Origin of the sequence: Candidatus Tisiphia endosymbiont of Nemotelus uliginosus (assembly GCF_964264835.1) — a bacterium.
Classification (GTDB): domain Bacteria; phylum Pseudomonadota; class Alphaproteobacteria; order Rickettsiales; family Rickettsiaceae; genus Tisiphia.
The window spans coordinates 959794-986206 of the sequence record NZ_OZ183485.1; the positions used below are offsets into that span (position 1 = coordinate 959794).

At 33.5% G+C, this 26413-nt stretch carries 25 protein-coding genes and 1 pseudogene; 14 read left to right on the top strand and 12 right to left on the bottom strand.

Features of this window, described 5'->3' with window-relative positions:
- The first annotated feature begins 122 nt into the window (after nt 1–122).
- The gene (locus ACFELV_RS04195) at nt 123–1577 is read left to right on the top strand and encodes a peptide MFS transporter (RefSeq protein ID WP_375326889.1); all 1455 of its coding nucleotides are present in this window, start codon (nt 123–125) and stop codon (nt 1575–1577) included.
- A 240-nt stretch (nt 1578–1817) separates the two neighbouring features.
- Entirely contained in the window at nt 1818–1964 is a 147-nt protein-coding gene (locus ACFELV_RS04200; RefSeq protein ID WP_375326890.1) for a hypothetical protein, read from the top strand.
- 27 nt (nt 1965–1991) lie between these two features.
- On the opposite strand, the gene ACFELV_RS04205 is transcribed toward ACFELV_RS04200, so the two are convergent.
- Nucleotides 1992–3743, bottom strand: coding sequence for an ABC transporter ATP-binding protein (locus ACFELV_RS04205; protein ID WP_375326891.1), 1752 nt, complete (start codon nt 3741–3743; stop codon nt 1992–1994).
- On the bottom strand, nt 3740–3943 hold the full coding sequence (locus tag ACFELV_RS04210; protein WP_375326892.1) for a hypothetical protein: 204 nt from the start codon (nt 3941–3943) through the stop codon (nt 3740–3742). Before ACFELV_RS04210 ends, ACFELV_RS04205 begins: the two co-directional genes overlap by 4 nt.
- A 107-nt stretch (nt 3944–4050) precedes the next feature.
- Between ACFELV_RS04210 and ACFELV_RS04215 the strand changes: the two are divergent.
- The 6 genes and pseudogenes from ACFELV_RS04215 to ACFELV_RS04240 form a co-directional block, all read left to right on the top strand.
- Nucleotides 4051–4233, top strand: a pseudogene (locus tag ACFELV_RS04215) (4a-hydroxytetrahydrobiopterin dehydratase); the annotation flags it as partial.
- A 73-nt stretch (nt 4234–4306) separates the two neighbouring features.
- Nucleotides 4307–6478, top strand: a complete 2172-nt coding sequence (locus ACFELV_RS04220) for an ATP-dependent RecD-like DNA helicase (RefSeq protein WP_375326893.1) — start codon at nt 4307–4309, stop codon at nt 6476–6478.
- Nucleotides 6479–7064: 586 nt separating this feature from the next.
- Nucleotides 7065–8108, top strand: coding sequence for an HD domain-containing protein (locus ACFELV_RS04225; RefSeq protein WP_375326894.1), 1044 nt, complete (start codon nt 7065–7067; stop codon nt 8106–8108).
- A 247-nt stretch (nt 8109–8355) separates the two neighbouring features.
- A complete protein-coding gene (locus ACFELV_RS04230) occupies nt 8356–9729 on the top strand; it encodes an MFS transporter (RefSeq protein WP_375326895.1) in 1374 nt (457 codons plus the stop codon).
- Between the two features lie 104 nt (nt 9730–9833).
- Complete coding sequence (locus ACFELV_RS04235; RefSeq protein ID WP_375326896.1) at nt 9834–10565, top strand: hypothetical protein; 732 nt, start codon at nt 9834–9836, stop codon at nt 10563–10565.
- Nucleotides 10566–10620: 55 nt separating this feature from the next.
- Nucleotides 10621–11700 carry an IS4 family transposase gene (locus tag ACFELV_RS04240; protein ID WP_375326208.1) on the top strand — a complete coding sequence of 360 codons (1080 nt, stop codon included), beginning with the start codon at nt 10621–10623 and terminating at the stop codon, nt 11698–11700.
- Here the strand turns inward: ACFELV_RS04240 and ACFELV_RS04245 are convergent.
- The 8 genes from ACFELV_RS04245 to ACFELV_RS04280 all read right to left on the bottom strand — a co-directional run bounded on the left by ACFELV_RS04245 (nt 11691) and on the right by ACFELV_RS04280 (nt 19427).
- Nucleotides 11691–11927 carry a hypothetical protein gene (locus ACFELV_RS04245; RefSeq protein ID WP_375326287.1) on the bottom strand — a complete coding sequence of 79 codons (237 nt, stop codon included), beginning with the start codon at nt 11925–11927 and terminating at the stop codon, nt 11691–11693. The genes ACFELV_RS04240 and ACFELV_RS04245 overlap by 10 nt on opposite strands.
- Nucleotides 11928–12432: 505 nt before the next feature.
- Entirely contained in the window at nt 12433–13170 is a 738-nt protein-coding gene (locus ACFELV_RS04250) for a hypothetical protein (RefSeq protein WP_375326897.1), read from the bottom strand.
- Between the two features lie 212 nt (nt 13171–13382).
- Nucleotides 13383–14459: an undecaprenyldiphospho-muramoylpentapeptide beta-N-acetylglucosaminyltransferase gene (murG, locus tag ACFELV_RS04255; RefSeq protein WP_375326898.1), complete on the bottom strand. Its 1077-nt coding sequence runs from the start codon at nt 14457–14459 to the stop codon at nt 13383–13385.
- Nucleotides 14456–15601 carry a putative lipid II flippase FtsW gene (gene ftsW, locus ACFELV_RS04260; protein WP_375326899.1) on the bottom strand — a complete coding sequence of 382 codons (1146 nt, stop codon included), beginning with the start codon at nt 15599–15601 and terminating at the stop codon, nt 14456–14458. The genes murG and ftsW overlap by 4 nt, the downstream gene beginning before the upstream one ends.
- 6 nt (nt 15602–15607) lie before the next feature.
- On the bottom strand, nt 15608–17026 hold the full coding sequence (gene murD / locus ACFELV_RS04265) for a UDP-N-acetylmuramoyl-L-alanine--D-glutamate ligase (RefSeq protein WP_375327509.1): 1419 nt from the start codon (nt 17024–17026) through the stop codon (nt 15608–15610).
- 107 nt (nt 17027–17133) lie between these two features.
- On the bottom strand, nt 17134–17385 hold the full coding sequence (locus tag ACFELV_RS04270; protein ID WP_375326900.1) for a DUF3035 domain-containing protein: 252 nt from the start codon (nt 17383–17385) through the stop codon (nt 17134–17136).
- Nucleotides 17386–17988 carry a signal peptidase II gene (lspA, locus tag ACFELV_RS04275; RefSeq protein WP_375326901.1) on the bottom strand — a complete coding sequence of 201 codons (603 nt, stop codon included), beginning with the start codon at nt 17986–17988 and terminating at the stop codon, nt 17386–17388.
- Between the two features lie 74 nt (nt 17989–18062).
- Entirely contained in the window at nt 18063–19427 is a 1365-nt protein-coding gene (locus tag ACFELV_RS04280) for a M23 family metallopeptidase (RefSeq protein ID WP_375326902.1), read from the bottom strand.
- Between the two features lie 478 nt (nt 19428–19905).
- Here ACFELV_RS04280 and ACFELV_RS04285 point away from each other — a divergent pair, with 478 nt between their 5' ends.
- The 6 genes from ACFELV_RS04285 (at nt 19906) to nuoE (ending at nt 24263) form a co-directional block, all read left to right on the top strand.
- The gene (locus ACFELV_RS04285) at nt 19906–20409 is read left to right on the top strand and encodes a DUF2155 domain-containing protein (protein ID WP_375327510.1); all 504 of its coding nucleotides are present in this window, start codon (nt 19906–19908) and stop codon (nt 20407–20409) included.
- Nucleotides 20410–20674: 265 nt separating this feature from the next.
- The gene (locus ACFELV_RS04290; protein ID WP_375326903.1) at nt 20675–21049 is read left to right on the top strand and encodes an NADH-quinone oxidoreductase subunit A; all 375 of its coding nucleotides are present in this window, start codon (nt 20675–20677) and stop codon (nt 21047–21049) included.
- 87 nt (nt 21050–21136) lie between these two features.
- Complete coding sequence (locus tag ACFELV_RS04295) at nt 21137–21697, top strand: NuoB/complex I 20 kDa subunit family protein (protein WP_375326904.1); 561 nt, start codon at nt 21137–21139, stop codon at nt 21695–21697.
- A gap of 21 nt (nt 21698–21718) precedes the next feature.
- On the top strand, nt 21719–22306 hold the full coding sequence (locus ACFELV_RS04300; protein WP_375326905.1) for an NADH-quinone oxidoreductase subunit C: 588 nt from the start codon (nt 21719–21721) through the stop codon (nt 22304–22306).
- 242 nt (nt 22307–22548) lie between these two features.
- A complete protein-coding gene (nuoD, locus tag ACFELV_RS04305; RefSeq protein ID WP_375327511.1) occupies nt 22549–23760 on the top strand; it encodes an NADH dehydrogenase (quinone) subunit D in 1212 nt (403 codons plus the stop codon).
- Nucleotides 23757–24263: an NADH-quinone oxidoreductase subunit NuoE gene (nuoE, locus tag ACFELV_RS04310; RefSeq protein ID WP_375326906.1), complete on the top strand. Its 507-nt coding sequence runs from the start codon at nt 23757–23759 to the stop codon at nt 24261–24263. The genes nuoD and nuoE overlap by 4 nt, the downstream gene beginning before the upstream one ends.
- A 654-nt stretch (nt 24264–24917) precedes the next feature.
- On the opposite strand, the gene ACFELV_RS04315 is transcribed toward nuoE, so the two are convergent.
- Nucleotides 24918–25475 (bottom strand): septation protein A, encoded by a 558-nt coding sequence (locus ACFELV_RS04315; RefSeq protein WP_375326907.1) that lies wholly within the window; start codon nt 25473–25475, stop codon nt 24918–24920.
- A gap of 3 nt (nt 25476–25478) precedes the next feature.
- Nucleotides 25479–26333, bottom strand: a complete 855-nt coding sequence (locus tag ACFELV_RS04320) for an FTR1 family protein (protein WP_375326908.1) — start codon at nt 26331–26333, stop codon at nt 25479–25481.
- Nucleotides 26334–26413 lie beyond the last annotated feature (80 nt).

The window sequence follows — 26413 nt, forward strand, 5'->3', positions numbered from 1 at the left end:
ACTTAAAATAAAATCCAATTCTTAATGAGCAATATATTTTCCTTGGTACATAGCTTAATCTAAAGCATTTTAACTTTTTTTAATCTATGTAAAATTAACATTTATAATATGAAGTAAATTTTATGAGTAAAGTCATAGACTTATCAAAAACAGATAAATTTCCTCCTTTCTTGAAAATATTATTTTTTGTTGAGATGTGGGAACGTTTTAGTTATTACGGTATGCGATCATTATTAGTACTGTTTTTAACTTCTAATTTAGGATTTGAAGATGCAAAAGCTTATGCGATTTATTCTTTATTTGCAGCAATAGGGTATGCGGGCCCCGTACTTGGCGGCTTCATAGCCGATAAATTAATGGGATTTCGTAACATGGTGATGCTAGGCGGCATTATTATTACTGCAGGTCACGTATCTATGACATTAGTTGAGCTTAAACCAGAATTAATATATTTTGGACTAACGCTAATAGCAGTAGGTACTGGGATGTTTAAGGGGAATGTAACAAATTTGCTCGGCTCTTGCTATCAAGAGGACGATCCAGAACGTAGTAGAGGATTTAGCTTATTCTATGTCAGTGTAAATGTCGGCTCCTTCCTAGCTGCTATTTCATGCAGTTATATCGCTTACTTATATGGTTGGCACTATGGTTTTGGTCTAGCAGGTATTGGCATGTTCATAGGGCTTATTACCTTTACTAAATTTCAGTATCTTTTAGGAGAGAATGGGATCTCACCACGTCCTGACCTAATGACTAAAGCAGTGTTTAGCATGATGCTTGTTGGTAGCTGTTTTGTAGCAATATTAGTTTCTAATATGCTTAAATATAGTGAATTTTTCGCTAATATTCTTATACTGATAGGGGTAACAGTTTTCGGTATATTTGCTTATATGATATTGAGATCGTCAAAAGAGCAAAGAAAAAAGTTAATAGCGTTATCTATACTCTTAATATTCTTTACTTGTTTCTTTGCGTTAGAGATGCAGCTTGGCTCTTTAATTAATTTATTTGCTGAAAGAAATGTGGTAAGTATGTTATTAGGTACCAAAATCCCAGCTTCTATCTCTCAAGCCATTAACCCTTTATCGATAATCATATTAGGAGTATTACTTGGATTCTATATGAAGTTTGACAAGAAATACGCAACTTCTATCTTTGCTTTTGGTCTTTTAACTATGCCGATATGCTTTTTCATCCTATATATCGGATGTTTAAATGCTGATTTGCAAGGTAAAGTAGGGTATTTATATCTGGTCACTGCTATATCATTTATGAGCCTTGGAGAACTATGTATCGCCCCATTAATTCAAGAGCAAGCTAGCTTACTTGCCCCTAAAAACTTGAAAGGTTTTGTCATGGGTATAGTAATGCTTGCGGCAGCATTTGCTAATTTGGCTGGAATTATAATATCCAAATTTATGTCAATCCCTACTGTAAATGGTGAAGTCGATTGTTTACAATCTTTGGAGATATATCAAGAAGGCTTCTGGAAAATAGCAATATTTAACTTAGGACTTGCCGCCCTATTTGTCCTTTTTGGTAGATTTGTACATAAGGTTATAGTTAATAAACAATAGTATATAATTGTTTTATGAAGATAAACATTAGACCTCTTGCATAACCTAATCTAATTGGTAATTTTGTTGTCAAAACTCATCTCCGTTCCTCACGTACAATTTAAGTACGTTGCGGTACTCGACTTCGTTTTTCCTAAAAATTCCTCAATTATCTTTAGGTTATGCAAGAGGTCTATTAGAGAATAGTACATAGGGTCAAATAATCAGTACGCTAATTACAAAAACCCCACCCAGAATAAGGTGGTAGCAGGATCATGGGATGATAATACAGAAGCTCTACCTCATACATATCAAGTAGATGCTAATAATGACTGCTGTTCTGGTTGGAGCGATTGTGGCATGATAGACTGTGGAGGTTTGGCTGGCTGCTGTATGTTGCAAGAGTAGCTTGCGGGTTGTTGAAGGCAACGCTCTTCAAACTAGCATCCCATTTACCTGATGCTCCCAAAGCGCCTTAAATTTACCATTTTGCACTGCTAGTAGTGCTGAAAAATTGCCCTCTTCAACAATTCTTCCCTCTTCTATCACCACAATTCTATCCAAATGCCTTAGGGTTGAAAGGCGATGTGCTATGGCAATTACTGTAGAGTTATTAGCTGCAAGCATGGTGTTTATTGATTTCTGAATTTCCTGCTCAGTTTGGCTGTCAAGGGCCGAAGTTGCTTCATCTAAAATCAAAATTGGTGCATTTTTCAGAATAGCTCTGGCAATGGCAATACGTTGACGCTGTCCACCGCTTAGCCTTACACCTCTTTCGCCTACTAAGGTAGCATATTGGTCAGGTAAGCTTTTAATAAATTCGTGGATATTCGCTGCTTTTGCAGCGTTTTCTATTTCAGCTTGGGTTGCATTTTCTCTAGCATATCCAATATTTGCGCCAATAGAGCGATGAAAAAGCATAATATCTTGGGGGATTAATGATATTTGAGAACGTAAACTATCGGCAGAAATATCATAGATGCTTTGATCATCAATGATAATATCGCCATTTGTTGCTGGAAAGTTTTTGAGCAACAAAGAGATTAATGTTGATTTTCCAGCCCCAGAATGCCCCACTATACCAACCTTTTCACCTGGCTGGATAGAAAGATTTAGGTTTTTTAATATATTGCTATTGCCTTGATAATTGAAAGAGAGATTCTGGAATATAATTTCACCTTTGGAGATTTTTATTTCAGTAGCGTTAGGTTTGTCAATTGTATCTTGAGGAACTTGCATCACTGTAAAAGCAGAACGAAAAGCAGCTATATTTTCCAAAAAATCTTTAACCTCCATTGAGGCAATCCAAGAATTTTCAGTAAATAAAAATGTCAGGGACATAACGAAGGCAATATCACCAATTGAAATTTCGCCGCTATTTCGCATATGGATAACATAGCAAAATAGCGATATTAAAAATGCCCAAAAAAATAGGCATACTATTATGGAGATAATTAAATCATACTTATAATATTTGATCATTAGGGGATTATGTACATTATCGTAATAATCACGAATCTTTTGTAATTCTAGATATTTTGTAGCAAAAGAAAAAATTGTAAAAATATTGGCAACACGATCTGCTACTGTTCCAAATAAATGATAATAAGAATCTAGTTTATCTTGCTCCATTTTAGCAAGCTTTGTAAAAAAGATAAATGCTAGTGGTGAGTAAATAGCTATAAATATCACCACAAAAAGAAATATCTTTATATTAGTGAAAGACAAGGCAATTCCAGAAAATAATGTAACTAATAGCGGTTTACTAAGTTGATGTTCAAGAGCTTGATGCATATTAAAGTAGTGATCACCAATGCCCTTTATCTTGCCAACAATTGAGCCAGAAAGATTATTTTGAAAAAAACTATATGATAAATTAAAGCAATGTTTGCAAGCTTTATCCAATATATTTTGCAAAATATACGGCATGCATCTTAATTGAGCAAAATTATGGGCGCGCCATGCGGTGTCAAGAATAACTTGTGCTCCTACGAATAATGCTATTGGTTGCCAGCTTTGCATAAAAGTAATATGCTGATTCTGAGTAAATAAATCAATTAAAAGCTTTACAGCATAATTGTACATAATCGGATATACACCATTGGCAAATGGGGCAATCATCATTATGAGGTATGCGTATTTGTATGGTTTTATTACTGACCACAGAAAGGAAACTGGATGATTCATCTTGCAATAATTTTATTGGTAATATATTTAGTACAGCTTACCATCAGCAAACTAATTATTAAAAAATAAAGGGGCATAGTAAGTAACGAGTTAAGTAGCAATGCGCCAATACCAAAGACAAATATTGAACTAGCAGCACCTATAGTATCTTGATAGCACATGAGTGCCTTTACTGAGTATATTTGGGATACCAATGCCAAAACTAATGTAAAACAACATCATACATATCATAATTAGTATAATACTTAAAGTGGATTTATCATTTATCACCCTTAGACCAACTAAAATGGAGAAAACGACCATTAAAAACTTTATCAGCGCTATGAATTTTGCCAATCATATTGCAACGCTTGCACAAGCCGAAGCTCATCATCCTAATTTAATGATTGCCTGGGGAATATGTGCCGTTGCAATATGGACACATAAAATTGACGGTCTTACCGAAAATGATTTTATTCTAGCAGCCAAAATAGACTTATTATTCAAGTAAAGCTTATTCTAATTGCTAAGAACAGAGCTATTGCGCTAAAATTAAGATATTAATAAGAAAATAGTCATATTCATTGACCAACATTCAAAATCACAAAGAATATCTCTCTGGCATTGTAGAACGTATCGCGTACCATAGTCCTGAAAATGGCTTTTGTGTTTTACGCATCAAAGTAAAGAATTATAAAGATTTAGTAACAATCACTGGCAATATACCTAGTATAACCGTAGGAGAATATATTCAATGCAGTGGTATATGGTATAATGACCATAATTACGGTCAACAATTTAAAGCAACTTTTATTAAAGCGTTACCTCCAAGCAGCATAGAAGGAATAATAAAATATCTTGCTTCAGGTTTAATTAAAGGTATAGGATGTTACTACGCTGAAAAATTAGTTAACACATTTGGTGATAAAGTATTTGAAGTCATTGAACAAAAACCTCATTTATTATCTACCGTTTCTGGCATTGGCAAGGTCAGAGCAGACAGTATTTGTAAAAATTGGCATGAACAAAAAATGGTACGTGAGATTATGGTATTTTTGCAATCTCATGGCATTGGTACCAATAGAGCAACCCGTATTTATAAGATTTATGGAGAGCAGGCAATAGAAATTGTTTCACAAAACCCATATAGACTTGCACAAGACATAAGAGGTATAGGCTTTATTTCTGCGGATATTCTTGCTAAAAATATTGGTATAGCAGAAAACTCAATTATTAGAGCAAGAGCAGGTATTAAACATGTGCTTTTAGAAGCAACTTCAGAAGGGCATTGTGGATTACCGCAAGATACACTAATACAAAAAACCAGACAACTTCTTGGAATAAATCTAGATCTGGTAATAGAAGCAGTTAATATGGAGAGTGCAGCAGGATTGATTATTCTAGATACTATAGCTAATAACAGAATTATATTTTTAAAATCTTATTACATATATGAAAAATACATATCTAATACTTTGCTTGCCTTAAACAAGCAGTCTGTTATCTGTAACGAGATAAATTACCAACAAGCTATCGCATCAGTAGAAGATAAGCTGAATATTTCCTTAGCAGAACATCAAAAGCAAGCCTTAATTCACGCTTTGCAGAGCAAAGTGATGGTCATTACAGGTGGGCCTGGAACGGGTAAAACAACACTAATTAACATACTACTAACAGTATTACAAACACAAAATTTAATTATTAAACTCTGCGCTCCTACAGGTAGAGCGGCAAAAAGACTTGCAGAAACTACCAAGCTAGAAGCAGTAACAATCCATCGCTTATTAGCTACTGACCCTAATCATGGTAGTTTCAAGTACAATAAAGATAATTTACTGCAATGTGATTATCTGATTATTGATGAAATGTCTATGGTTGATGTCTCATTGTTTTATTCACTCCTGCAAGCTTTACCTAAAAATATCTCCTTAATACTAGTGGGTGACGTTGATCAGCTACCTTCAATTGGCGCAGGGCAAGTTTTACACGATATTATTAATTCGAACGTGATAACAACCATTAAGCTAACACAAATATTTAGGCAAGCAGCTGCTAGTAATATTATTAAGAATGCTCATAAAATAAACCATGGGCAAATGCCTGATTTACTACCTGCTCAGAGTTCAGATTTTTTCTTCGTTAATGCAGAGCCAGGTGATGATCTCTTAACTAAAATAATTAATTTGATTAAGGAACGTATCCCTCAAAAATTTGGATTCAATCCCATAAATGATATTCAGATCCTTGCCCCAATGCAACGAGGCAACTCTGGAGTTAGAGTTCTTAATATTGAGATACAAAAAGCCTTAAATCCTACTTACGAAGCTGGAATTTTTAAGTTTGGCCAGTATTTTGCAATTAATGACAAAGTGATGCAAATTGAGAATAATTATAATAAAGAGGTTTATAATGGAGATATTGGTATAATTAAAAATATTGATAATATCGAACAGGAATTAGTTATTACATTTGATAAACGTGATATTATATACGATTATAATGACCTAGATCAGATTACGTTGGCTTATGCTATAACTATTCATAAATCTCAAGGATCTGAATATCCTGCGGTCATTATTCCAATTACTATCCAAAGTTATATCATGTTAAAAAGAAATTTGTTATATACAGCTATTTCCAGAGGAAAACGTTTAGTGATACTAATTGGCCAAAAGAAGGCTATAGCTATAGCAGTTCAAGATAAAACGCACATCCAGCGTTATTCTAAACTTAAAGAGTGGCTGATTTCGTGTTAAAGTAACGCAGTAAAATATATAATATGTTATATATTCAATAAAACTATAATCAACTATGTGTAATACCATTTCCCTATTAGCTTTAAGGCTCTTATTCTTAGTGCGTACGGATATGGCTTACTCATTCTAATAATAAAATTTTATGTTCTTAATATCTTATTACTAAATTAATTTTATAATAATGTCAGAAACTTAATGGATTATGCTGTACTAATTAAGAGAAGAGAGAAAGATAATATAAGCAATGAAGAATAATTAATTATAATTAATAAATTTTAATTAAATATTGACGAGCTCTACAATTTCTATTAAAGTTAATAACTTTGGTACTAAAAACGCCATACAAACAACGGTTTGTTCTGAACTGTAATATCGGACTCCTTGTGCTTTATGCTGGGAGTCTTATCACTATACAATAGCGCTTTTCTGCGTGAAGGTGATAGGGTATGATTGTTTGCATGGTTTTTAGCTCCCAATATCACTGTATCAAAGGGAAGCTTTATATGTTTATTTGCTGATTCAGTAAAATCACTTCCCTAAACTTAGCAAGAAAGTCGCATAATTCAATATTACAAATATTATATTTATGCTCACTCAAAGTATTGTTAAGCTTAATGAAGAAAAATTACAAGAAGCTATAGATTATATTATTTATCGTGGCCACTATAGCGCTTATCTATTTGAAATAACTGCCATTCTTCTAGAAATTTACCCAACTACTAATACACTCGTTGCAGGGTTGTTATTTAGCACTTTAAAGGAAGCCACTTTGCCCACGGCTATTTTGCAGTTACAAGAAATTTCTAATAATTTTGGTGGAGAAGTAGCAAATATTGTAGAAGCGGTTATTAAGTTATCAACAATTAATTATTTACCTTATGACAGTACTCAAGGTCAGAAATTTTATGACTTATTAATGCTAATGTCAGAAAAAATGATTAAAGAAGTATTATGTATCAAGCTAAGTTACTTAGTACATGATATTAGTGTCTTTAACTTAAATCCATCACTTAAGCAACATATTACTACTGTTTTAGAAATCATGGAAATTTATATCCCGTTAATGGAAAAACTTGAGTTCAAAGAAATTGCAGCTGAGTTGCAGGAAATTTGTTTTATGATCATACTACCAGGCACGAAAGAATATATTGTGAGACGATTATATACAATCTTTGGTCGAGATATCAAAGCTTCAATAGCTAAAACCGTGCATGTATTACATGATACTTTGAGGGCACAAGGTATCAAAGCTAAAATATTCGGTAAAATTAAAACTTCCTACTCTATCTGGTTAAAACTGCGACCGCAAAATGTTCGTGTAAAAGAATTATACGATATTCTAGTGTTTAGAATTATAGTTGATAATTTACAGCAATGTTATCAGGCACTTAAGGTTATACATAATAAATATCAAGGTGGGGTAGAACAATTGCACGATTACATTTGCTCTCCAAAACCTAATGGTTATCAATCTTTGCACACTGTAGTTATAGGGCCAGAGCAAAAAAATATAGAGATTCAAATACGCACCCACACCATGAGTGAGTATGCCAAGCATGGGACAGCAGATCATTGGCAATATGAAAGAAAAACAACCGCTACTAAGGGCAGAATATATAATATATCGTAAATGCGCCACATTTTATATCAAATAGTTTATTTACTATCTTATTCTTATTAAGAATTTAAAACTAATCTACCTAATTAACAATAGCCTATTTACAAGTTATGTAAGTTATTAGGAAGATATTCGCTGGGGAAATTAGCCCAATTTAGCACTATACACACTACTTTGTTCTTTGTGATAGAGAAATTTTAGGCTAGTAGGCAAAAACATATAAGACATTTTAGTAACTAATAATTTAGCAATATTGTCGATGCAAGAATATGCACTAAATAATGAAGGAGCTATTACCTCTTTAAAAAGATGGCAAAAAGAAGCTGTAGGGTTACTCTATATCGGTACTTTCTTAGAATATTTTGACTTGATGCTTTATGTGCATATGGTTGTATTGTTAAATGAATTATTTTTTCCTCAGCTAGATCCTCATACCACTTCTATTATTACCGCTGTTTCTTTCTGTACTACTTATCTACTACGGCCTGTAGGGGCACTAATTTTTGGATATATCGGAGATCAGATAGGACGTAAGGCCACTGTTACGATAACCACCTTTATTATGGCTATCTCTTGCCTAATTATGGCTAACCTTCCCACTTATAAAGAAATAGGAATCTCCGCCTCCATATTAGTTATAATTTGTCGTGGTTTACAAGGAGTGGCTTCTATGGGTGAACTAATAGGGGCAGAGCTTTATATAATTGAAATAACAAAACGTCCTGCACAATATTTACTGGTAACACTAATTTCAGTTTTTACTGTTGCAGGTGGGGCCACTGCTTTATGTATTGCTTCGCTTGTGACTTCCTTTCAACTTAATTGGCGTTTAGCATTTTGGATTGGTACTGCAGTAGCAATAATTGGCATAGCAGCGCGAACATCGCTACGAGAAACACCAGAATTTATTAAAGCAAAATATCAAATTAAAAAGGAATTAGCTAAAATTAATAGGAATACAAAATTAACAAGTAATCTAACTGATCACATAAAAGTTAGTAAGCAAACAATATTATCTTATTTTCTAATATCATGTGGCTACCCTGTCTGCTTTTATTTTTCGTATATTTATTGTGGAACTATTTTAAAGTCTACTTTTGGGTTCAACTCTGCCCAAGTAATTCATCAGAGTTTTATTGTATCAATAATACAATTACTGGGCATATTTTTATTTGCTTTTCTAAGTTATAGAATATATCCATTAAAGATTGTGAAAGTTAGGATGATTATATTTTTTATTCTTATATTGTGTTTTCCCTATTTAATAAGTCATATAAGTACTTCCTTTCATTTATTAGTAATACAATCATCTATTGTCCTAGTTGCAATTGATATAATGCCCGCTGTTTCAATTACCTTAAAACACTTTCCTATATTCAAACGTTTTACTTACGCTAGTATCTTATTTGCTTTGTCGCGTATTGTTATGCACCTTCTTACTTTCTTTGGGATAGTGTATTTGACCAAATATTGTGGTCATTGGGGGATATTAATTATTATGGTTCCAGTATCTCTAGGATTTGCGTTTGGGATACGCCACTTTGAAATGTTAGAATCAAAAAGTTTTTCATCCAAACAATATGGTAAGGTAATTTATTTATCAGACTTTATTCGTAATAGTCAAGATATATGATTCATACGTACTTTAATATATCTATTGCTTTTTAATAAACAATTTAATTAACGTTCCCCACTAATCTAACAGCTTAAAACATCATTAACTAACTTGAGTAAGGTATGAGCAAGAGATTTAATATATTCTCAAATGACTCTAAAAATTGGAACGTACAACAAGGGGGGAGTGATAGGAAGGTAGGTATATTATCTGAGCGCACGAATTCCTGGCACCTTTTTGGAACCAATGCTTCAAAGCAAAAGAGTAGAGTTAGTCTGCTGAAATATTGCCTTATTGTTTTTATAAAGAGTAATTTGGCAATTATATTCATCACTGCCGCACAAGCGAGTGGTCGTGCTAATTTTTCTTCGCTTGAACCTTTTGAGAGCTGGAGCCCTAAAAAAAATATTGAAAGCGATTCTTTAGCTAGTCTCTTTTTGAATGACTTAAATAATACACCAAAAGATCACAAAAACGGGAACACCCCCTTACCTCTTCCTATTGCAGTGGGAGAACAACAACAACTTGCATATCAACGGGCGGTATATCGACTGTGTTACAGCGTTTCAGATAATAACACAAATGCAGATTCTGAGTATATTGTAGGTATGATAAAGGCTACGGAAGCAAGTATAGAGAAGGCGGCGGATGACTTTAAGAGAGAAAAATACTTGAGAAAGAAGGAAAGTAAAAGCTTTAAGATTAAGAAGAAAGGAGGAAATTCTAAGAATAAGCACAAACACCTTAATAAATATATAGAGAATCTTAAAAAAGAAGTAAGTATTTCTTTTAACAACATACCTTCTCCCATAGTACCCCACAGATTTTACAGGAGGGTTAAAATAATAAATTGAATAAGTGACTGAGAGTCACTAATCTCCGCTGAGAAACAAGCAACAGGAGGTATTAATGGACTCTCAATCACTATACCAAATATTATACATATTTTTAGATTGGCACCCAGCACGAATTAAAACATTTGCAGAATTAATTTGTGCAGTAGTAAAAGCTAAAACTGTGAGAATCAAAGAATTAGCACTGTATGTCGCTTCTAAAGGCAATTTGCATGCCAAGATTGTTAAAGTTGAGCGTTTGCTTTTAGAACAAAATATGTGCTTTATAAGTTTAGGGAAAATTATTGTTAAATTGCTCTGTCTAACAGGTAAAATTAGCCTTGCCATAGATAGAACCAGCTGGCAATTTGGTATTAAAAATTTGAATTTTTTTGTTGCAACTATCGTTTATGGTAATATTTCAATTCCTATAGCATGGTTGTTACTTGATAAAAAAGGCAACTCTTCTACTAATGAAAGAAAGAAATTGATTGAGCAAATTTTAACAATTATACCTAAGGAAATGATAGAGCTTATCCTTGCCGATCGGGAATTTGTTGGTGAGGAATGGTTGCAATATATGGGTGGAATCCAAAAATTACCTTTTGCTATCAGGCTAAGAAAAAGTGAGAAGGTCAAGCATTTCAACGGTGGCAAGATGAAGTTGAATAAATGTTTTGCCGATATGCAAATGGGTGACACTAAAACTATAGAAAGCAAAATTTACAATGGTATGGCAATTAAAATAACTTGTTTGCAATTAGAAAGAGAGCAACTATTTATTGCTAGTAATGTGCTTATTGGTGAATGTGCTTTGCTAGCATATAAGCAGAGGTGGAGCATTGAGCGACCTTTTCTGTCTCTCAAGTCATCTGGATTTAATATTGAAGATACCCACATTACAGATCAAAAAAAGCTGGAAAAACTATTTGCAATAGTATCTTTATCCTTAGCTATTTGCGTGCTTGCTGGTGACATTAAGAACAAAATTTATCCTATAAAGATCAAAAAACATGGTCGTAAATTATACTCATTATTTACTTACGGATTTGATTGGATAAAAGATTATTTTTATAACTCGTTAAGTGATACCCCTGCTATGTTGTTTTCATTACTACGAAAACACATTATGCATGCCTTTCAACTTCAACAATAAGTGTGGGGTACTATGATAAAGCACATATTTTGTTCTAAAAGCAAACGCTCAACTTTAACAATCTTGGCATGCAAATTGCCTTTAGAAGCGACATACAGTGCTAATTCTTTGATTCTCACAGTTTTAGCTTTTACTACTGCACAAATTAATTCTGCAAATGTTTTAATTCGTGCTGGGTGCCAATCTAAAAATATGTATAATATTTGGTATAGTGATTGAGAGTCCATTAATACCTCCTGTTGCTTGTTTCTCAGCGGAGATTAGTGACTCTCAGTCACTTATTCAATTTATTATTTTAACCCTCCTGTAAAATCTGTGGGGTACTATGATATTTACTATCTATATAAATATTACGATTTACGCGAATTCGGGATAAGGTAAGAAGAAATAGTTGATTAGAATAGGGGTTGCAAGGTCATGACACCTGCGTTAAATAGTGTGTTTGAACAAGTTAAATACAGCATAGACATGAAAAAAGATATCACAGAATTATATAGTTTTATAGATGATTTTTGTAAAATTTATCTGAAGAGGAGAATACTGCTCTCACCTGAAGAGTTGATAGACGATAGAATCAAAATCAAGAGTAGCAGGAGCAAAAGCAGTACATATTAGTACGTTGCTACCTTAAACCCTGAAGACGACAATGCAATTCTTGATTTTCATCGAGTATATATACTATGATTTAATAGTTTTATGGTATAATGAGATATAGGTAGTGAATTGAAGAAGTTATATCTCACGCGGGGGAGTTATTGTCTTCTCATATTCTTCTATAATAGTATTATTTATTCTACGAGGTGGTAAAGACTCATTTGTTATTGGTTCATCAAAATCTTCAGTTAAAAATCTCTTTTTTATCTCAGATTTCTTAAGATTATTCCGATCTAATTTATTATTTTGTTCAACTCTTCCTTCTTCTAATTTGTTAGGAAATATTATCTCAGAATTTTTGATACTATCATCCTGTGGCAAAATAGTACCAGGACATCTATGTTTTTCCAATTCTTGCTTAGTTTCATTGAGGAGAGCTTTAATATTCTCTAACTGCTTTTGCATCCCTACACTAGCATCATCTTGGCTTTTACTTTTGACTTTATTATTGGCTACCGCTAACCTAGCAGCCCCTTTTCTTGTTTCTTTAGGCGATGGTTTATCTTTAATATGCTCCATATCTTGCTTAATCATTTTGAGATACATTTTCCGATTCCTTAAAGTTGGATTTATTGTTTCTGTCTCATCCTCTCTAAGCAACTCTTCTTCCTCATCATCAAAATTTTCTTCTACCACATTCCTTTTGGCAGTTGCTATATATTTTTTATTATAAAGCGGCGGGCGTTTTCTACCTTCAAAGCCTGTTCTATCTATCAATTTATTATTAGCTGATCTTTTAAAATATCCTCGAAAATTGTCAGTACAACCAGACAGTAGACATAATCCCAACACATTAATAATAATTTTCTTTAACATAAGCATACCTAATTATCCTTTTATCAACTTTCATGGCACTGATACAATTGATTTGTTAAACCCGATGGGTCACAAATAATAATACCAAGTTGCTTTCAAGACAGTAGTAGGAGTATGAGTGGTGAGGCGCGCGGAACCTAGGAGATCTAGGTGAGCACGACGAATCCCGAAATACGACGACCTAATGTGAAGAAAGCAATTTGGTATAAGAGTTAACTCACAACTCTTTCTATTGCATCTGCTAAAATTTTAGTACCATCATTTTTTCTTTTTAACAATTCTAAAGATGTTTGTTTTAATATATCACGATTTTTTATTAACACTAATAATTTATCTGCTAATATAGACGCAGTAATGTCTTTTTGCTCAAAACACCACCCTGCTCCACTTTCTTCTAATGCCCGTGCATTATAAAATTGATGATTATCAGCAGCACTAGGCAAGGGAATAAATATCGCAGGAAGCCCTATATAGCTCAGTTCAGCAATAGTTGATGCTCCTGCCCTTGCTATTACTAATTCATGATTTAAATATTGGTAGTGCATATCATAGAAAAAATCGGCCAATTTATAGGATAATTTTAAATTACTATAAACCCCAATAATACTGGCATGGTCTTCTAGCGCTGCTTGCTCTGTGACATGCAGTTGAATATTAGGATTAGCAGTAACTAAGATTTGAATTGCCGTAGGTATTAGAATGGAGAAAAACTTTGCTCCTTGACTTCCACCAAAAATAAAAATCCTAAAAGGAATATGATTAAAATCATTTTTTATCTCTAAGTTTCTAATATTTTCCCGCACAATATTACCGATCACTATTTTCTTGTTACTATCCAAATCAGTACAATTTTGAGTATCGTCATAAGTCAGCGCTACCTTGGCTGCATATTTTAAGAAAAATCTATTGGTTTTTCCTAAGAAACAATTTTGTTCGTACACTATTATAGGAATACGTAAAAATAAAGCTGCCAGCAATGGCGCAAAAGTTGGGTATCCACCAAAGCCAATTATAACTGAAGGTTTGATTTTGCTTAACAAGAATACTAACTTTAACGTTACCAATAATAAAGATATAAATAATTTCAGTTTATTAATTATACCTTTAGGAAAGAGTCTAATATTGATTATATGTACGATTAATTTTAAATCTTTAGTAATATATTTCTGACATCTAATATCAGTAAACAAATGGAGCTTATAACCACGCCTGATTAATTCTTCCCCTAAAGTAATAGCAGGAAATAAATGCCCGGCTGTCCCTCCACCGACTACAACTATTGTTTTCATATATCAATATTTTGAATTTTATATTTAGTCAAAGAAGTTTTATGCCTAGTAAAACCTAATAACATACCTATGGCAGTGGCAGTGGCGAGTGTAGAAGAACCCCCGTAACTAATAAATGGCAGGGTCATACCTTTAGTTGGTAACAAGTGTAATGTCACTCCCATATTAATTACAGATTGTAAGCCTAACTGCACTGCAATCCCACTGGCCGCTAATTGAGTAAATTTATCCTTTTCATTTATCAGTTTTAGTATACTACCAATTACTATAAAAGCAAAGATTCCAATAATGATAAGGCAAATCATAGCTCCAAATTCTTCCCCAGCAACGGCAAAAATAAAATCAGTATGAGAATCAGGTAGTACCTGTTTCACTGCTCCTTCACCAGGACCGCGACCATATAAACCTCCATGCTCAAATGCTCGAATTGATTTGCTCACTTGGTAGTTCTCGCTACTATCTGGATCTAAGAAACTGTTAATTCTTTTTGTGACATGAGGTAGCCAAAAATACGCTACTATAATACCTACTAGCCCCATAAAAGTAGCAAGTATAATCCAAAATATTGGCATTCCCGCAATAAAAAGCTGGACCCCTAGAACCAAAGTAATCATTACTAGCATGCCAAAATCAGGCTGAATAATCAATAATAAAGCAACTAAACTATAGAGCATTAAACAAACAAAAAAACTTGGGAAATTCTCTTTAAACTTAAGAGATAATATCCACCCTACTATCACAACAAAAAAAGGTTTGATAAATTCGGAAGGCTGCATAGATAGGCCAAGAATGTTAATCCAACGCGTAGCGCCTTTCACTTCATATCCATAAAATTTAACTAGAATTAACATTATTATACAGATAATAAAGCTTAGAATCGAAAATCTTTTTAACCAGTTTTTGGAAATTGATGAGAAAAAAATAATCAACACCACAGCTAAGGCTAGATATATTGCTTGTCTTATAACAAAATAATGCTTACTTAACCCAACCCTATTAGCTATTGTGGTACCAGTAGTGGTCACTAACATTAAACTAAAAACAAATAAAATGACGGCAGCAATAATTAATTTTTGATCAATACTACGCCACCACCATTTGATAGAATTATTAGATATGTCTTTCGTTGGATTACCATTCATCGTTATTTATGCCATGTTTTTTATATCATTAACCGCAGCATTATATAATTTTATAAATAATTCTCCGCGTTCCTCAAAATTTTTAAACTGGTCAAACGAAGCACAAGCTGGCGCTAATAAAATATTTTTTATTTTACTCTCATCTACCTTGATATCTCGCATAGCCATATTAAACGCCTCTGTTAAATCCGTACAAATTTGATATGGTACTTTCTTCTCGAGTGTTAAAGCAAATATCTCCTTAGCCTGACCAAAAAGGTAAGCCTTACGAATTTTATGAAATAGTGGTTCTAACTCCGCAATACCAGCATCTTTGGAGATTCCTCCTGCTAACCAATATATATTATCAAGAGAGGCAAGCGATTTAGAAGCAGCATCCGCATTCGTAGCTTTACTGTCATTATAAAAATTCACCTTATTGCTATTATTATCGCCTAAATAATGCCTCTTACTAAAATCAGCAATATCTGAATAGATTGTACCAATATACTGCATCCTATGCGGGAGGCCCTTAAATTCCATGATAGCAGTAATTATTTCTTCTGGCCTAACGCCAAGGATACGACAAGCCGCGTAGCTAGCGGCAATATTTTCTTGATTATGAGAGCCTAATAAATATTTATTATTAGCAAGTGGTAAAATAAGAGAGGATGCTATATTATCATAAATCATGTTATGATAAACTGACACTCCTGTAGCAAGAATTTTACGGGTAGAAATAGGAAGCAAGTTAGTCCTATTTTCTGTGGCTAACTGCTCAAAAAGCTGCTTCGTGATTTCATTATCAACACTAATTACAGCAAAGGAATCTTTATCTAATCTATCATAAACCTTCTGCTTAGCAGCAATATAGTTCTCCATACTACCATGCCTATCTAAATGATCTTGAGTAATATTGAGAAGTATGGCAATTTTCGCTTTAAAGTTTTGTAATAAATCTAGCTGAAATGAAGACACTTCTAATACATAGCCAGGAGCTGTTAAATCCATACCCAAAACTGGAATACCAATATTGCCACCAACTGGATAATTAAAACCCCTGGCTTGTAAAATATAACCAATTAATGATACTGTCGTACTTTTACCATTCGTGCCAGTCACAGCGATGAAATTTGCCCCTCTCACTTCATCAAATAATAATTCTATGTCGGAAGTTATTAATATATCATTAGCAGTAGCTAATTGCACAATCTCATGAGATAAGGGAATGCCAGGGCTTAAAACAATTTTATCTAGGTTTTGCCATCTAGAATCCGATAAATCCACTAGTTTATCATCGCCATAAATTTTAGTAAAAGCCTCTCTACTAACACTATTTTGATCATAGCATATTACTTGCGCCACTTTATAAAGCGCTTCATAAGAAGCTATACCAGTTTTGCCTAAACCAAATATACCGATTTTTTTATGCTTTTGTGAAAGCAGCAATGACATATTGTATTAACATTTATTGTGGATATCAAAAAGATGATTTATCTTCTCTAATATAGAGATAGAGTTTGTCGCGTAACTCAAATTATTTAAGCAATCTATTATCTACCTATCTCGTTGATTAAAGCTTTTTCTCCATCATTAAGCTGATCTGTCACTTGCTGAGTATTACTTTTTTCCTCAATGGTTTTTACTAAAGGCAATTCATAATGAGGAGGCATTTCTAACGGCTTATTACGCTTCACTAAATATTCATTAGGCCCTGTGGTGGCCATTCCTATAGTTTCTTTTATTTTTTTATTACACGCAGACAATGTTAAGAAAATAGCGATTAATAAAAAGAATATACGCACTTAATCTCCTTCATTCATATTGTGTTTATAAGCAAGCTCACGAATCCTATTCGCTTCACTCTGAATTACCGCATCATTATATTGCACTACCTTGCGTTGTTCAACGATTTTTTTAATTTGATAATAATCATATAATAATACTCCGACCCCTAATGAAATAAAACTATCGGCTAAATTAAAGATTGGAAAACCAATATCTTTATAATGAAAATAAATAAAATCAAATACCCCACCTCTAAACCACCTATCCATTAAATTCCCCACTGCCCCTCCAACTATAAAACTATACCCAATAAATTCCATCATGGACTTACACCTGACTAAGATACTCCATAAATATATGGTAATAGCAGAATTTAATACTGAAAATAGCATATTACTATATTGATAATAATGTCGTAATAATCCAAAGCTTATCCCATAATTCCAGCTCTCAACCATGTGTAAAAAGCTGGTTATTTTTAATGAACTTACCTTATTGCTTATGAAATAATTTATAAACCACCATTTTACTGCCTGATCTATAATCACTAACTTAAGCATTATATTACTACTGCGGCGTATAATGAGTAAAAATTTTTTTAATTTAAATGGGATATACATGATTTAAATTGCAACTTTTCATAGGGTGCGGGTTAATATCAAGAACATTAAATAGTTAACTCTAAGAAAATGACTCAAAAAAACTTTGTATCCGCATTATCAGCCACTTCAATTTTAGTATCAAGTTCATTACTTAAAGTTTTTATCTTATTTTTAAATTGTTTAAATTGAGCCAGCTTGTTACCTGTCAGCTCTACTCCAGGAGTAGTTTTAACGTGCATAGGGTTAACATTTTTACCAGCAATTTTAATTTCGTAATGCAAATGGGGTCCTGTAGCCCTGCCAGTACTCCCGACATATGCAATTACTTGTCCTTGTTTTACTGTACTGCCTACTTTAAGATTTTTTGCAAAATTAGAGGCATGGGCATAACTCGTGGATAAAGTTTGACTATGTTTTATTTGCACCCATTTTCCATAACCTGATTTCCACCCTATTTCAGTAATCACCCCATTGCCTGCCGCATAAATTGGAGTACCAGTTGGCGCCGCAAAGTCAACCCCTTTATGCGCTTTACTATAACCTAAAGTTGGATGGTTTCGCATCCCATAATGTGAAGAAATTCGCATAAATTTAACTGGATTCCTTAATAAGCTTCTCTTAACGCTCTTCCCATCCTCCGAAAAAAACGAATGGTTATCTTTGAGATTATCTGGAGAATATCGATAAATATTATATTCTTGTCCTGATAAATTAAGATTCACATATAAAACCCTTCCATGATGAGAAAAATTACCATCTTTAGTCACAAATTTTTCAGTGATAACAGACACAGTATCACCGTTTTTAATTTGTCGCAGAAAATCAATTTGATAGCTATAAGCATTCACTAACTCATTAATGCTATTATTCGATAAGCCCAAAGATTTTAGGGCTGCCATAAAACTTGAATTAATCACTACAGATGACTTAGTTAAAAACTTATTAAGAGCCACCACAACGTTTTGGGCATAAAAACCCTGATCTGCTCTAATAATTTCCAAAGAATTTAATTTATCAAAAACTATAGTGAGTTTACTAAGAGTCCATGACTCAGAGGCAAGATCCTGCCCTTCTTCTTCAGTAATTTTAATTTCATAATCAAATATGAGAGTTTGCCCTACCTTTAATGCAAATTGAGAGATTTTGTCTTGTATTAATTTTATTATTGACGCTATTTCATTATTTGGAATTTTTTGTTGTAACAAGATGGCATTTAAAGTATCCCCTTTTTGCACAATGATAGTTTTTGAAATTGCCTCAGGTAGTTCTTCAGGCACTGCTTCAGCTTCTGGCTGTACTACTGTAATGAACATCTTATCATTAACAAATTTATTGATAGATAAAGTGACAAAAATAGTAAAACCTATAAAAAGTAATATAGAACAATATGAAAGGACAACTCTAATTTTATTACTAACCTGCTGGTCAGTTAACATCAAATGATTAACAGCTTGCATCAATATTCACTCAAATAGTATTAAAATATATAATATATACTCGTTTGATCTCAGGAACCCTCATTTTATTTACCAGTAAGTAGGCCCGCAGAAATAGCATACTAGCAACTGAGCAAAGCTAAGTCCTTGATAAAATGAAAAATAATTCTTGAAAGCAAATGAATATATTAAATTCAGCACACAACACCAACTTAACATTAAACTCTTAAGATTGGCTTAGAATTACAATAAGTAATAAATATGCTATATAGAAAAATAAATTACAATAGAAAAATTACTAAAACTACTAAATATTTATATATTCATTTATATATTCCGTGCGTTCAGGATATAGCCTGAGCAACTGCGCATTATGCTATTCAATATAAATATATACAAGCTTAATATTCTTATATATAATTTATTGCAAAGTAATGTGCAAAGATTACTGTAACTTACCATTTAATTATAATCACTATTTTCAATGCTACAACCACTAATAAAATATTTGATATTTATAAATATAGCGTTTTTTTTATGTACTTTGCCAGCTTACGGACAAGAAGATTCTGTATTCACTAATATAGACGTCCTTGATACTACTGATGAAATCATTAATAATACTGATGAACAAAATCATTTTATCTTCAATAATACTTTGCCTCATGATTCTGCAGGAAAGCTAGATAATCAAAGCTCACAATTAACAAGCTGTTCCTCGGGCAGGATTATTGCCTTAAATAAAATCACCGCTACCTCCCAAGAATTATTGCTTAAGCCACAGGAACCACAATATTTTGGTAATATCCAGATTAAGCTCCATAAATGTATGAAAAATCTTGATCCATATAATGAAGATACTTATATGTTATTCACTATTACAGAACATAAAATTGATGAAGATGCTCGGGTAATTTTTCAAGGTTGGCTCACTCTAGCCAGCATATCGCTTTCTACTTTTGAACACCCAATTTACGAAGTGTTTGTCAAAGATTGTTTATAAGCTAACTAAAATATTATACTCATCTGATCAATATTATTGTGAGAAGTAAAATATATAATTTATTTTGAAAGTTTTATATAGTATAATGTTAATGCTGTGCAAGTATACTAGTTTAATCTCAAGCAAGAGCCGTCATTTTATTGACCCACCACGCTAGGTGCATGAGGAGTGGAGGTAGGTTTTGCTAACAAAACCACCAACTAGATAGAACTAGTGCAGAAAGTCTAATTTCTGCAACCAATAAATAACATTTCAACATAAAGTAATGCCAACAGTTTCGTGTGTTTTACAAGAATATTTGCCCATTGCTATATTTTTTGGTATAGCATTTGTTTTGTCATTATTAATAATGACATTACCCCAACTTTTAAGCCCCAAACAGTATAATCGAGCTAAACTAGAAAGCTATGAATGTGGTTTTGAGGGAGTGGGAGATGCTAGAAATAAATTTGATGTACGTTTTTATCTCGTAGCCATTTTATTTATTATTTTTGATTTAGAAGTAACTTTTTTAATACCTTGGGCTATTACTTTAGGGAAAATAGGTCTAGTTGGCTTTTGTTCAATGATGTTTTTCTTATTTGTACTCACTGTTGGTTTCATATATGAATGGAAAAAAGGAGCACTAGAATGGGAATAAATAGCAAAACTAACATCTAATTGCCTTTAATTGCGCCATAATAATACTATTGCTGTAATGAATAAGAACAATAAAGGTTTGAAGTAAATGACAACAGTTAAAATGTCTCTAGCACCACAATTTAATAATACAATAGCGTTACCACAACCAGATCAAATATTTGACGACGAAATATCTAACAGAGGATTTTTGCTTACCAAACTTGATGATCTACTAGGATGGGCACGAGCACATTCTCTATGGCCTATGAGCTTTGGTCTTGCTTGCTGCGCTGTCGAAATGATGCAAGCTGCGTCTAGCAGATATGACATGGACCGTTTTGGTATGTTATTTAGACCCAGTCCAAGACAATCTGATTTAATGATCGTAGCTGGAACATTAACCAATAAGATGGCTCCAGCTCTACGCAAAGTCTATGATCAAATGACAGAACCTAAATGGGTACTATCAATGGGTAGCTGCGCCAATGGTGGAGGATATTATCATTATTCATATTCCGTGGTGCGGGGTTGCGATCAAATTGTTCCTGTTGATGTATATGTACCTGGCTGTCCCCCTACCGCGGAGGCATTAATTTATGGTTTAATACAATTACAAAACAAAATCAAAAGAACCACCAGATTTAGACAAGCTGTGGTTAACACTTAAATAACCTAAACCAGGCAAATTATGCAACAGTTAATTGAGGAATTAATACAAAAGCAACAGTTGAATGTGGTTCCTCTAGCTTTAACTAACCTACCAATCTATAAGTCTAGTCTAGAGGACTTAAAATTATTTTTATCTTCTTTACAACAAACAAAAGATTTGCGCTTTACTATTTTAACAGATTTATTTGCTGCTGATTTCTTAAACCGTTCTAAACGATTTGAAGTCACCTATAACTTATTAAGCCTTAAATTAAATAAACGCTTATTAGTAAGAATTGAACTATGCGAAGACACGATAGTACCGTCCATTACTAAAATATTTAGTGCTGCTTGCTGGTATGAACGTGAAATATATGATATGTTTGGAATCAGTTTTAGCGGTAGCCATGATCATCGTCGCATCTTAACTGATTATGATTTCGTCGGCCATCCGCTGCGAAAAGATTTCCCCTTAACTGGCTATGTTCAAGTGAAATACGATGAACTACTGCAAAAAGTAGTATATGAACCAGTCAAATTGGAACAAGAATATCGAGAATTTGATTTTACTTCTAATTGGCAAGGACCTAATTATGTATTACCTGGAGATGAAAAGGCAAATAAATAGACTTCCTGCACTAGTACTATCTAGTGGGTGATTTTTTTGTAAAAACGCCGCCTTCCGGCAAGTAACAATCGCCTATGTTACGGCTGCTCGGCTCAGCTTCGTTTTGTTCTTCAAAATCCTACAGGGCTTTTTTGCACTATAGGCAGGCAGTATAATGGTCCCAGAACTTAATAATCAGTACAAACTATATGATTCATACCAATAAAAATATTTCTTCTGTAATCCCTAATGGGTTTAAGGAGATGCCCCAAGGTAAGTTAAGCCCAGATAACAACCATAGTGCCAACCAAAAATCTAATCTTACTTTAAATTTTGGCCCTCAACATCCAGCAGCTCACGGAGTACTACGATTAATTTTAGAAATGGACGGCGAGATAATTAACAAAGCAGATCCTCATATTGGACTACTTCATAGGGGTACTGAAAAGTTAATTGAACACAAAACATATCTTCAGGCTATTCCTTATTTTGATCGTTTAGACTATGTATCACCAATGTGCCAAGAACACGCATTTGCTTTAGCTGTTGAAACCTTGCTTAAATGTGAAGTGCCAAGACGTGCTCAATTTATTCGGGTCATGTTTTCTGAGCTTACGCGCATTCTTAATCATATTCTTAACATTACTACTCTTGCCCTTGATGTTGGAGCTACCACTCCTTTATTATGGTTATTTGAAGAACGGGAAAAAATTATGGAATTCTATGAACGGGTGTCTGGTTCTAGAATGCATGCAAATTATTTTAGAGCCGGAGGAGTTGCCCAAGATTTACCCGAAGGTATATTAGAAGATATTAATCATTTTATCAAGCAATTTGCTAAAAAGTTACAGGATGTTGAAAGCTTATTAACTAATAACAGAATTTGGAAACAACGACTGGTAGATATAGGAGTAGTAAGCCAACAGGAAGCTATGGACTGGGGGTTTTCTGGTCCCCTTCTCAGAGCTTCAGGGATTGCATGGGACCTGCGGAAATCCAATCCTTATGATATATATGCAGAGTTAGATTTTAAGGTGCCAGTTGGCAAAACTGGGGATTGTTATGATCGCTATTTAATTAGAGTAGAGGAAATGTATCAATCACTTAAGCTCATTGAACAATGCCTTGATAAAATGCCCCTTGGTCCTATTAAAACTCCTGATCCGAAAATTTCTCCTCCAACTAGAGCAAAAATGAAGGAATCAATGGAAGCAATGATTAATCATTTTAAACTTTATACTGAAGGTTATAATGTTCCTGCCGGCGAAGTGTATAGATGTGTAGAGGCTCCCAAGGGGGAGTTTGGAGTATATTTATATTCGGATGGTACTAACAGGCCATATAGGTGCCGGATTAAAGCACCAGGATTTGCACATTTACAAGGGTTAGACTTTATGGCTCAAGGCCATTTAATGGCAGATATAGTAACCATTCTTGCAAGCCTTGATATTGTTTTTGGAGAAATTGATCGATGAATAATCAACCAATAAATTTTAGTTTTAATGAGGAGAACTTAAAAAAAGCTCAAAATATCATTAAGAAATACCCCGACACGAAGCAAAAAAGCGCTATCCTACCTTTACTCGACCTGGCTCAACGACAAATGAATGGGTGGCTACCTAGAGTTTCTATAGAATATGTAGCGAATTTACTTGGCTTACCATTTATTAGAGCTTATGAAGTAGCGACATTTTATACTATGTTTAATTTACAGCCAGTAGGTCAATATCATATACAAATCTGTGGAACTACCCCTTGCTGGTTAAGAGGGAGTGATGCAATCACTACTATCTGTCAAAAGGAACTAGGGATTAACTTTGGAGAGTTAACTGCAGACAACAAATTTAGCATGACAGAAGTTGAATGTCTTGGAGCTTGCGTTAATGCACCAGTCGTCCAAATTAATGATGACTTTTTTGAAGATCTCAATGAAGAAAAAATGAAAACTATTATTAATCAACTAAAGAAAGATTCTTAAATAATACCATTTCCGAAAACTAATGATCTACGCTCGTCGTACTTCATGCTCTCCTGCTCCTCACGTATACGTCTGTCACACTACTGGACAAAAATAGAAAATGGTTAAAAAAACATATTATTTTAAGTACAAAATGTTATTTTTGAGATAATAATTGCTAAAAACGAGCTTTAGCAGATAACAATTTTTGTACTTTTTCAACCATCTTCTATTTTTGTCCAGTAGTGTGATACGTCTGTACGCGCAGGTAGCAGGTAGCAGGTAGCAGGTAGCGGGTACTCGTACTCCTAGTGCTAATTAGTTTTCGGAAATGGTATAAGGTTGTGAGGTGGTATGAAGGAAATTTTTATAGAGGTAATTTATAGAGCATTTTAATCGAAAAATAGTGGGAATTTTGCAAGTCAATAGTGCACCATTTTCAAAAAATTTCTGCTATTTTGAGCTAAAATACGCGTAAATCACACTAGACTTCTTTCCAAACTCTACTCGAGATGGTAATTTGTACGTCGAATCTAGGCTCAAATCCTCATGTACACTGCGGCCCTACGCTCCGAGCCTTCTTCAAATTCCCTACCAGAAGCGAGCTCTAAAAGAAGTCTACTATAACAATTTCCTTCACACAACCTAGATCGATTTATGCCGGCAGTCTATTGTTCAATTGTCTTGTTCTTGATCCGAAGATTCGGGTAATTTATTTTTTAATATGAACGGCATTTGTAATAATATAAAGATTATTGTGACTGGTATTGCGCCAAATACCTTAAACTTAACCCAAGTAGCTTCTGCACAATTACGCCAGACTAACTCATTTAATACTGCCATAAATAAGAAAAAACCTGCAGTTCTATAGCTTAAAATGTTCCAACACCTATCTTCCAGCTGTATAAAATGTTTAAGCATATATTTCATAAAAGTGTTATTTTTGCGCGCAGTAGTAAAAAATGCAATGCCAAAAATGACATATAAAATAGTGGGCTTAATTTTTATATACATAGAATTCCCACTAATTAACGCTATACTAGCTGACACTAACAATACCCCTGATGATATTAAAGTAGAGATCGGTATTTTATATTCTACTAAATAATAGATACTAATACATACAATAGAAGTAATAAGCATATAAAGCGTAGCGCTCTCTATGTTTCCTCTATAAAAATATCCCGTAAAAAAAGCAACTAATGGTGCAAATTCTGATAACAATTTAAGCATAAATTATTTTATTTCCCCTTTAATACCTTCCTTATAAGAATTTTTATTCTCTATATACCAGGTTTTTATTTGTATTAACACGTTAATTAAGACTATAGTAGTAATATAAAAAACAACTTGTAAACCGTTAGGTCTAGCAGTGTAACCGGTAACCATATTTAATAACTTACCATATATACTTCTATCTGACACAAGCCACGAACTATCCCACAGTTGATCCGAAAGGACCATAACAACCCCTGAAGATGACAATATCCCGGCTGCTTCTGCTGCAAAACCACTAGCAATTAGCATTAATAAAATCGAAGAGATACGAAATATGTATTGTTGATTTGTTAATTTTATTAAACCCAAATATATAACAATACCTAGCGCAAATCCACTGACCATTCCAATAATCAGACCCAACAAGTAGCTATTGGCATCTATTACTTCAACCGATGAAATACTATAAACTAATATAATAATTTCCATACCTTCTCTAAGAAGAGTTGCCGCCACAATCAGCACTAACATTATGCAACTACTCTTGCCGCTATGAATCTTCTCGGATAAATCGTTAAAATGCTGTTTTATTCTAATACCATATCCTTGCATCCATACTATAGTCCAACTAATTAATACTACCGTTAGTAAAATAATTGCTGCATTAAATAACTCATCACCCATCCCACTAAATGAGACGGAAATAGTACTAGTAAAAAAAGCAAATAAAGCAGCTAACACTACTCCCAGCATGCTGCCTGCTATTATATAAATTCTTGATCTTTCTATTTGTTTAGTAACAGCAAGTATTATACCAAGTAATAACGCTATTTCTAAACACTCTCTAAATACTACTAATGCTATTTTAAACATCTTTAACTCTTAATAAACTAATTTTCATAGCCCGAGAAGTAATTAACTCCTCAGGATAACGCATCTATGTTAAGGACAAA

Bases quoted from the DNA above. Each gene is read 5' to 3' on its own strand.
- nuoE (WP_375326906.1), top strand. From the start codon at position 23,757: ATGAATAATCAACCAATAAATTTTAGTTTTAATGAGGAGAACTTAAAA.
- ACFELV_RS04315 (WP_375326907.1), bottom strand. From the start codon at position 25,475: ATGCTTAAATTGTTATCAGAATTTGCACCATTAGTTGCTTTTTTTACG.
- ACFELV_RS04230 (WP_375326895.1), top strand. From the start codon at position 8,356: ATGCAAGAATATGCACTAAATAATGAAGGAGCTATTACCTCTTTAAAA.
- ACFELV_RS04250 (WP_375326897.1), bottom strand. From the start codon at position 13,170: ATGTTAAAGAAAATTATTATTAATGTGTTGGGATTATGTCTACTGTCT.
- ACFELV_RS04205 (WP_375326891.1), bottom strand. From the start codon at position 3,743: ATGAATCATCCAGTTTCCTTTCTGTGGTCAGTAATAAAACCATACAAA.
- ACFELV_RS04195 (WP_375326889.1), top strand. From the start codon at position 123: ATGAGTAAAGTCATAGACTTATCAAAAACAGATAAATTTCCTCCTTTC.
- ACFELV_RS04225 (WP_375326894.1), top strand. From the start codon at position 7,065: ATGCTCACTCAAAGTATTGTTAAGCTTAATGAAGAAAAATTACAAGAA.
- ACFELV_RS04240 (WP_375326208.1), top strand. From the start codon at position 10,621: ATGGACTCTCAATCACTATACCAAATATTATACATATTTTTAGATTGG.
- ACFELV_RS04300 (WP_375326905.1), top strand. From the start codon at position 21,719: ATGCAACAGTTAATTGAGGAATTAATACAAAAGCAACAGTTGAATGTG.
- ACFELV_RS04235 (WP_375326896.1), top strand. From the start codon at position 9,834: ATGAGCAAGAGATTTAATATATTCTCAAATGACTCTAAAAATTGGAAC.
- murG (WP_375326898.1), bottom strand. From the start codon at position 14,459: ATGAAAACAATAGTTGTAGTCGGTGGAGGGACAGCCGGGCATTTATTT.
- nuoD (WP_375327511.1), top strand. From the start codon at position 22,549: ATGCCCCAAGGTAAGTTAAGCCCAGATAACAACCATAGTGCCAACCAA.
- lspA (WP_375326901.1), bottom strand. From the start codon at position 17,988: ATGTATATCCCATTTAAATTAAAAAAATTTTTACTCATTATACGCCGC.
- ftsW (WP_375326899.1), bottom strand. From the start codon at position 15,601: ATGAATGGTAATCCAACGAAAGACATATCTAATAATTCTATCAAATGG.
- ACFELV_RS04280 (WP_375326902.1), bottom strand. From the start codon at position 19,427: ATGCAAGCTGTTAATCATTTGATGTTAACTGACCAGCAGGTTAGTAAT.
- ACFELV_RS04290 (WP_375326903.1), top strand. From the start codon at position 20,675: ATGCCAACAGTTTCGTGTGTTTTACAAGAATATTTGCCCATTGCTATA.
- ACFELV_RS04245 (WP_375326287.1), bottom strand. From the start codon at position 11,927: ATGGACTCTCAATCACTATACCAAATATTATACATATTTTTAGATTGG.
- ACFELV_RS04320 (WP_375326908.1), bottom strand. From the start codon at position 26,333: ATGTTTAAAATAGCATTAGTAGTATTTAGAGAGTGTTTAGAAATAGCG.
- ACFELV_RS04295 (WP_375326904.1), top strand. From the start codon at position 21,137: ATGACAACAGTTAAAATGTCTCTAGCACCACAATTTAATAATACAATA.